Source organism: bacterium (assembly GCA_022616075.1).
GTDB lineage: Bacteria > Acidobacteriota > HRBIN11 > JAKEFK01 > JAKEFK01 > JAKEFK01.
Genome location: JAKEFK010000374.1, coordinates 72770 through 79018, shown reverse-complemented (window position 1 = coordinate 79018; position 6249 = coordinate 72770). Strand labels below are relative to the sequence as shown.

At 49.2% G+C, this 6249-nt stretch carries 7 protein-coding genes; 5 read left to right on the top strand and 2 right to left on the bottom strand.

All coding sequences use genetic code 11. The features are described from left to right. Positions 1 to 181 precede the first annotated feature (181 nt). Both L0156_29340 and L0156_29335 read right to left on the bottom strand, forming a co-directional pair. Positions 182 to 736 (bottom strand): lytic transglycosylase domain-containing protein, encoded by a 555-nt coding sequence (locus L0156_29340; protein MCI0607111.1) that lies wholly within the window; start codon positions 734 to 736, stop codon positions 182 to 184. Positions 737 to 888: 152 nt separating this feature from the next. Further along, positions 889 to 2013 carry an aminotransferase class V-fold PLP-dependent enzyme gene (locus L0156_29335; protein MCI0607110.1) on the bottom strand — a complete coding sequence of 375 codons (1125 nt, stop codon included), beginning with the start codon at positions 2011 to 2013 and terminating at the stop codon, positions 889 to 891. Positions 2014 to 2074: 61 nt separating this feature from the next. Here L0156_29335 and L0156_29330 point away from each other — a divergent pair, with 61 nt between their 5' ends. From L0156_29330 to L0156_29310, 5 genes are all read left to right on the top strand, one after another. Continuing rightward, positions 2075 to 3088: a glycosyltransferase gene (locus L0156_29330; GenBank protein ID MCI0607109.1), complete on the top strand. Its 1014-nt coding sequence runs from the start codon at positions 2075 to 2077 to the stop codon at positions 3086 to 3088. 10 nt (positions 3089 to 3098) lie between these two features. Then, a complete protein-coding gene (locus L0156_29325; protein MCI0607108.1) occupies positions 3099 to 3791 on the top strand; it encodes a glycosyltransferase family 2 protein in 693 nt (230 codons plus the stop codon). A gap of 2 nt (positions 3792 to 3793) precedes the next feature. Continuing rightward, positions 3794 to 4156, top strand: a complete 363-nt coding sequence (locus L0156_29320) for a DUF2304 domain-containing protein (protein ID MCI0607107.1) — start codon at positions 3794 to 3796, stop codon at positions 4154 to 4156. 91 nt (positions 4157 to 4247) lie between these two features. Continuing rightward, entirely contained in the window at positions 4248 to 5411 is a 1164-nt protein-coding gene (locus tag L0156_29315) for a glycosyltransferase family 4 protein (GenBank protein MCI0607106.1), read from the top strand. Further along, entirely contained in the window at positions 5408 to 6193 is a 786-nt protein-coding gene (locus L0156_29310; protein MCI0607105.1) for a glycosyltransferase family 2 protein, read from the top strand. The genes L0156_29315 and L0156_29310 overlap by 4 nt, the downstream gene beginning before the upstream one ends. Positions 6194 to 6249 lie beyond the last annotated feature (56 nt).

The window sequence follows — 6249 nt, the reverse complement described above, 5'->3', positions numbered from 1 at the left end:
GGCCAGACTTCTGCGGTTCGGAGTTCCTTGTTCGATATTCGGACTTCTCTCCGCTATCATTTTGGTTGTCGGCTATGCCGCGTTAGGTAAGAAGGGAGATGTGGAGATATTAGAGATGTGGAGATGTTTTTGAAATTAATAATAATTTCCTTATCTCCATTATCTCCTTATCCCCCTTGAGCTAAAGCCATGCGAGGTATTGGCTCAAGACTTTTCTCACGAATTGGCGAGTGGTGCGAAACGGTGGGATACCGCGATATCGATCCACCGCGTATTCGCCCGTGTTGTAAGCGGCGATTGCAAGCTCCAGGTCCCCCGAGTATCGCTCGATTAACATTTTGAGATGTTTGACGCCCGCTTCAATATTCTTGTACGGATCGTACAGCTCAGACGGCGCTACACGATAACGGGAAGCAGTTCTGGGAGTCAATTGCATCAAACCGCGGGCGCCCCGGTGCGACGTAACTTTCGATTTGAAATTCGATTCCGCTTTTATCAGAGCACCCACGAGCTGCCAGCTCACGCCATGCTTCACTGCTGCACCAAGAACCATAGAAGCGTAACGCTCCGGCAAAAAGTCGGTCGGCGCAGGGCCCGGTTTAGCGACTCCAGCGGGTCTTAGCAGCTCCAAATCAATTTGAGGAAGCGCTGAAACAACCTCAGACTCTCCTTCTGCTTGCGAGAAAGCGGGACAGGCAAGCAAAAAGACACATATCACGAGTGAAGATCGGGACATGAGTCTTACCTCTCCAGTTATGACTGCAGCTTATCAGGCAGATCTATTATTGATTCAATAGGGAAGCTATGATTTTTTCACCCGTTTGCAACTATTTCAACAAAGTAGCGCGGACGTCTCGTCTGCGCACTTTCGAAGGCGGGACGTCGACGCTACTTCATTATAACAGACTTGAGCTCTTCGCAGAAGCGGTCGATGTGTTGATCCGTATTGTACAGGTGGGGAGTCATTCTAAGATGATTTGCGCGAACCGCAACAAAAACTTCACGCTCAGCGAGAGCGCGAAGAATGTCGGTGGCATTGTATTGTTCGGCAGGACAAACAGAACAGAATGGCGATGGAATCGGTGTCACGGGTTGCTTCCATCCCAGTTCGCGAAAAAATGCTTTCATTTTGTCTGCAAGCCTAATGTTGTGTTCTTCAATGTACGAAATGCGTGATTCGAGCAATACCTGAAGGCTCTGTTCATAGGCTGCCAACAGGATGATCGGGGCGGTTCCCAGTTCATAGCGCCGCGTGCTGGAAGCAGGTTCGTAGGTGAACATATCCGTTTCCTGGAAACGGGTTGCATTCTTGTTGTGCATCCATCCACTCACAGGGGATGTTAGGCGCGATCTAAAATCTTTATGGACGTAAAGAAAGCCTGTGCCGGAAGGGGAGAGCTGCCACTTGTGTGCCGCCGCGCAGAGAGCGTCGACGTGCGTTTCTTGAAGATTCATTTCAATGGTTCCGGCCGCTTGAATTGCATCTACGATCAAGAAAATATTGTTTTGACGGCAAGTTTCAGAAATGAGTTTCAGGTCGTAGCGGAATCCTGTGAAAAAATGCACAACGCTTAGAGAAAGAACACGCGCGGGTGGTATCAGGGATTCCAGGACCCGGGCTGTTTGATCCGTATCCGCTCGAAAAGGAACTGTGCGGATTTTGATCCCGCGTTCGCGGAGTGGCTCCCAGGCAAAATTATTGGAAGGGAAGTCTTGTTCCACGATGACAACTTCGTCTCCAGAGTTCAACGGTAAGGAGTGCGCCATCATGCTCATTCCATAACTTGTGCTGGGGATTAAAGCGATATCTTCGGCTGCGCAATGGATCATCTGTGCAACGAGGGCGCGGCAACGTTCGGGCATCTCGAAATATTGAGAATCACCGAGCATCTGAGGTTTTTGCTTCATCTCTGCTGTTTCTTGCAATGCTCGCAAGGCACGCAAGGGCAGTAATCCCTCTGAGCCTGTATTTAAATAGCACACGTTGTTTGCATTCGGAAATTCGTTTTGCATGTTAACCGCCAAGACGCCAAGGCGCCAAGTCTATCACCATGGTAAAATGGCTTCAAATCCTATGCCTTCGCTGGTGAGCTTCATTGTCGTTAACTGGAATGGATTCGTGTACCTGGAAGAGTGCTTGCAATCCTTGATGAATCAGACTTATGCGCCGTTCGAAGTGCTGGTGGTGGACAACGGCTCAACAGACGGCTCCACAGAGATTTTGAAACGATTTCCCGGGATTGAAGTCATTCCTAATGATTTAAACCGTGGATTCGGCCCCGCCAATAACCAGGCGCTGCTGCGTGCGAGAGGCGAACTGATCGCGTTCGTAAATAATGACGCAGTCCTGGAAAAGACCTGGCTTGCGAGCATAGTTGTGCCTTTTAAAAATCCGGGGACCGGAATGTGCGCAGGGAAAACGATGTCCTATTTCCAGCGAGACATCATCGATAATACAGGTCATCTTCTGTACTGGGATGGAGTCAATCGCGGCCGTGGAAGAATGCAAAAGGATGAAGGGCAATTTGATTCGATTCAAACCGCCCTTTTACCCAGTGGATGCGCCTGCGTATTTCGCGCAGAGACGCTGCGCGAGATCGGATATTTTGACGAAGACTTTTACCTCTATGGTGACGATACTGAAATCGGATTAAGAGCGCGTCTTGCAGGGTGGGAGTGCCCCTTTGTTTCTTCAGCGGTTGCCTATCACAGGTATTCAGGATCCACGGATCAATACGACCCTATGAAATTTTATTTTGTCGAAAGAAACCGTTTCTGGGTGGCCTTGAAATACTTTCCTGCCGAGCTGCTGATTCTCAATCCGGTTTTCAGTGCTGTGCGATGGTTATTTCATCTCCTTGCTTTGCTCTCACACAAAGGAGTTTCCGGAGAATTTGCGCGACGCCGCTCCCGCTGGCAATTGCTCGGACTCTGGTGGAAGGCTCAGGTTTCGGCATGGAAAGGGCTTCCACGATTTTTGCGAAAGAGACGGGAACTGAGCAGAAAATTTCACTGGTCGCGCCGGCGTTTTTATCAGTGCTTCCTTCCACACCGTTTGAGTTTGCGTGAATTAACTTTTACACCTTGAGCGGTCCTTTATGAAAATCATTCTGGTCCTCCCTGCGCGCAATGAGGAAGAGAACATCGGTCGCATGCTGGACAGTATCTGCGCCCTGTATCCTCAGCATCCGGTTCTTGTTGTCAATGACGCATCCACGGATGGGACTGCGGCGATTGTGCAGAAGTATCCGGCTGTTTCCTTGATTCAGCTACCGTTCTGGATGGGCTATGGAGGAGCGCTGCAAACGGCTTATAAATATGCTTATCGCAATGGATATGAGGCGGTTGTCCAGCTGGATGCGGACGGCCAGCATGATCCGTCATGCATTCAGTCTCTTCTGGATCGTATCCGCGATACGGATCTCGTGGTCGGTTCCCGATTTTTGGGTGGGACCGAATACAAAATGCCGGTGATCCGGCGGTTGGGGTGTTCTATGCTTTCCCAGATTGGAAAGCGGCTCACCGGCATGAAGATTACTGATCCAACTTCCGGTTTCCAGGCTCTGAATCGCAAGGCCCTTAGCATCGCCATCCAGGATTACTATCCGATGGATTATCCGGACCTGGATGTGCTCATTCTGATGCATCGCTTTCGTTTAAAGGTTATGGAGATCCCCGTAATCATGCATCCCTCGGAAGGCAAGACCGGCATGCATGAGGGATTACAAGTCTGGTATTATGCGTTCAAGATGATCCTTTCTATTTTTGTAATGATGCTACGAAAGGCTTGAACATGCCGGCAAATCAACGTATTTTTGCCACTGTTCTTGCGCTGCTCTTTCTCATTTTTGTGATCGATCTGGCGAGGCGCAAAAAGCTTCGAGTTGAATATTCTATTCTCTGGAGTTTCACAGCCGGCGCGATCGTAGTTCTCGTGTTCTGGTATGACTTGCTTGTATGGATTACCGGATTCGTTGGCGCGGTTCTGCCAACCACTACATTATTTATATTTGGTCTCATGTTCTTGTTGTTTGTGAATTTGCATTTTTCGGTAAAGTTGTCCGAATTGTCTGAACAGGTAAAGAACCTCGCGCACGAGCTGGCTCTGTTAACCGTAAAAAAAGGCACAAGAGAAACCACAGATGAACACAGATAATTGCAAAATTGCATATTGCAGATTGCAAAATGTTGACTCGCATTCTGCGGCTTTCAACATGCAATATGCAATTTTCAATTTGAAATAAGTCATGCGGATATTGATCGGAATTCCTTTTCTCTATCCCGCACTGTCTTACGGCGGAGCGGCGCGCTCTGCGTATGAGCTGTCTTGCGCTCTGCATGATCTGGGACATCACGTAACAGTGATGACCACGGACGTGTGGGACGCATCGCGGCGGTACAGTCCGAATGGTTGTGAACCCCCTTTTGAAGTAGTTCGTGTTCCCAATCTTAGCAATAAAATCGCTTATTACTTCCAGTTTTATACTCCTCTGGGAGGTTTGAAGCACGCGGAACGGCTGCTCGCAGAGTCGGATATTCTTCACCTGCACACTTTCCGCAATCTTCTGAATGATCTTCTTGCCCGCACGGCTGTGAAGCAGAAAAAACCATTTGTGCTTAGCGGTCATGGAACGATACCAAGAATTGAGAGGTTTCAATTCATCAAACAGATCTACGATTTAATGATCGGAAAATGGCAACTGAATAATGCGGCCGGCTATGTGGCCGTTTCGGGCGCAGAGCGCAAGGCGATGCGCCGGATGAAGATTCCTTCCGAAAAAATCAAAGTAATTCCCAACGGAATTGGCGAGGTTCCCATTTCTGAAACTGGTAATTTCCGCAAGAAATGGGGGCTTGCGCCTTCAGAGAAGATGATTCTGTTCCTGGGAAAGATCACGCCGCGAAAAGGAGTGCAGCATCTGGTTCGCGCTTTTTCGCGAATTCGTGACCAGGCGAGGCTTGTGATTGCGGGAAATGATATGGGTTATGCTTCCCGGATCAGACAATTGGTTCTGGAACTGCGGCTTCAGGATCGTGTGGTGTGGACCGGATTACTGGATGATCAGCGAAAGTTTGAGGCTTTGTCGGATGCGGACATCACCGTGTATCCTTCGGTCAATGAAGTGTTCGGTCTTGTTCCGCTCGAATCAATTTTGTCCGGAACGCCTGTGATTGTATGTGATGATGACGGCTGCGGACAGATCATCCGTAAGACCGGCGCGGGCGATCTTGTCCCCTGGGGTGATTCTTCTGTCCTCTCTTACACAATCAGCAAACGCCTTCAGGAAGGGAAAAAGGCCGATGAATTGTTGCAGGCGCAGGAAAAAATCCGTTTGCATTTTAACTGGCATCTGATTGCCAGAGAGATGACCAGTTTTTATCAGAGCTGTTTGCGGCACGCTCTCCCATGAGTCTGGCCGCAGTTACAGTACATCACGGAAATTCAGATCTTACCGAACGGCTGATCGAATCCTTGAGTAGCTGCGCTCTGGTTCATCCTATTATTGTCGTTCTACATGATTCGTTTCCGCTTCCGAAAAGAGACCGCGTGCAATATCTCGAATGTGAAAACCGTGGATATGCGGCAGGACTGAACAGGGCAGTGGCTCATGCACTCACCGAAGTCGAACCGCCCCAACTTGTGCTCGCTTTGAATCCTGATGTGGAAGTGGATGCAGCCGGCATCGAACATTTGTTTGCAGACCATTCTGCTGCTGGCGCTGATTGTACTTTTCCGGTACTCCGGGAAAAAGACCGCCTCCTGTACGGGTATCGTTTTTCACGATGGGGAGCTTTGCAGTCTGTAAAAGAGCCGGAATGGTATTCGGGCGCCTGCCTTCTTTTTTCAACCGAGGCATGGAAGAAAGTGGGCGGCTTTGAGGAAAGCTACTTCCATTATTTCGAGGATCGCGACTTCTGCTTGAAATTCCGGGAGGCAGGCCTAAAATTGCATCAGGCAAAAGTGATTGTGGATCATCAGGGAAAGTCCGGAATCGACTATCCGGCCTCTGAATTGCCGAGATTCGCGGTGCGGAATCATCTGATTGCTCTGGAAAAGAGTGGTTTGCTAGGCCCCGTGAGCTTTTTGAATGTGGCCGCGCGCCATTTTGCTTACTTGTTTCGATGGAAAAGGGGATGGCGCGGAATTCCAAAGTGGCTTCGCGGCATCGAAGAATTTTTATATCGTTCGTAGTAGCGGATTCATTCGCTAAATTCATAGCGACTAAAGTCGCTTCTACAAACTGTTTT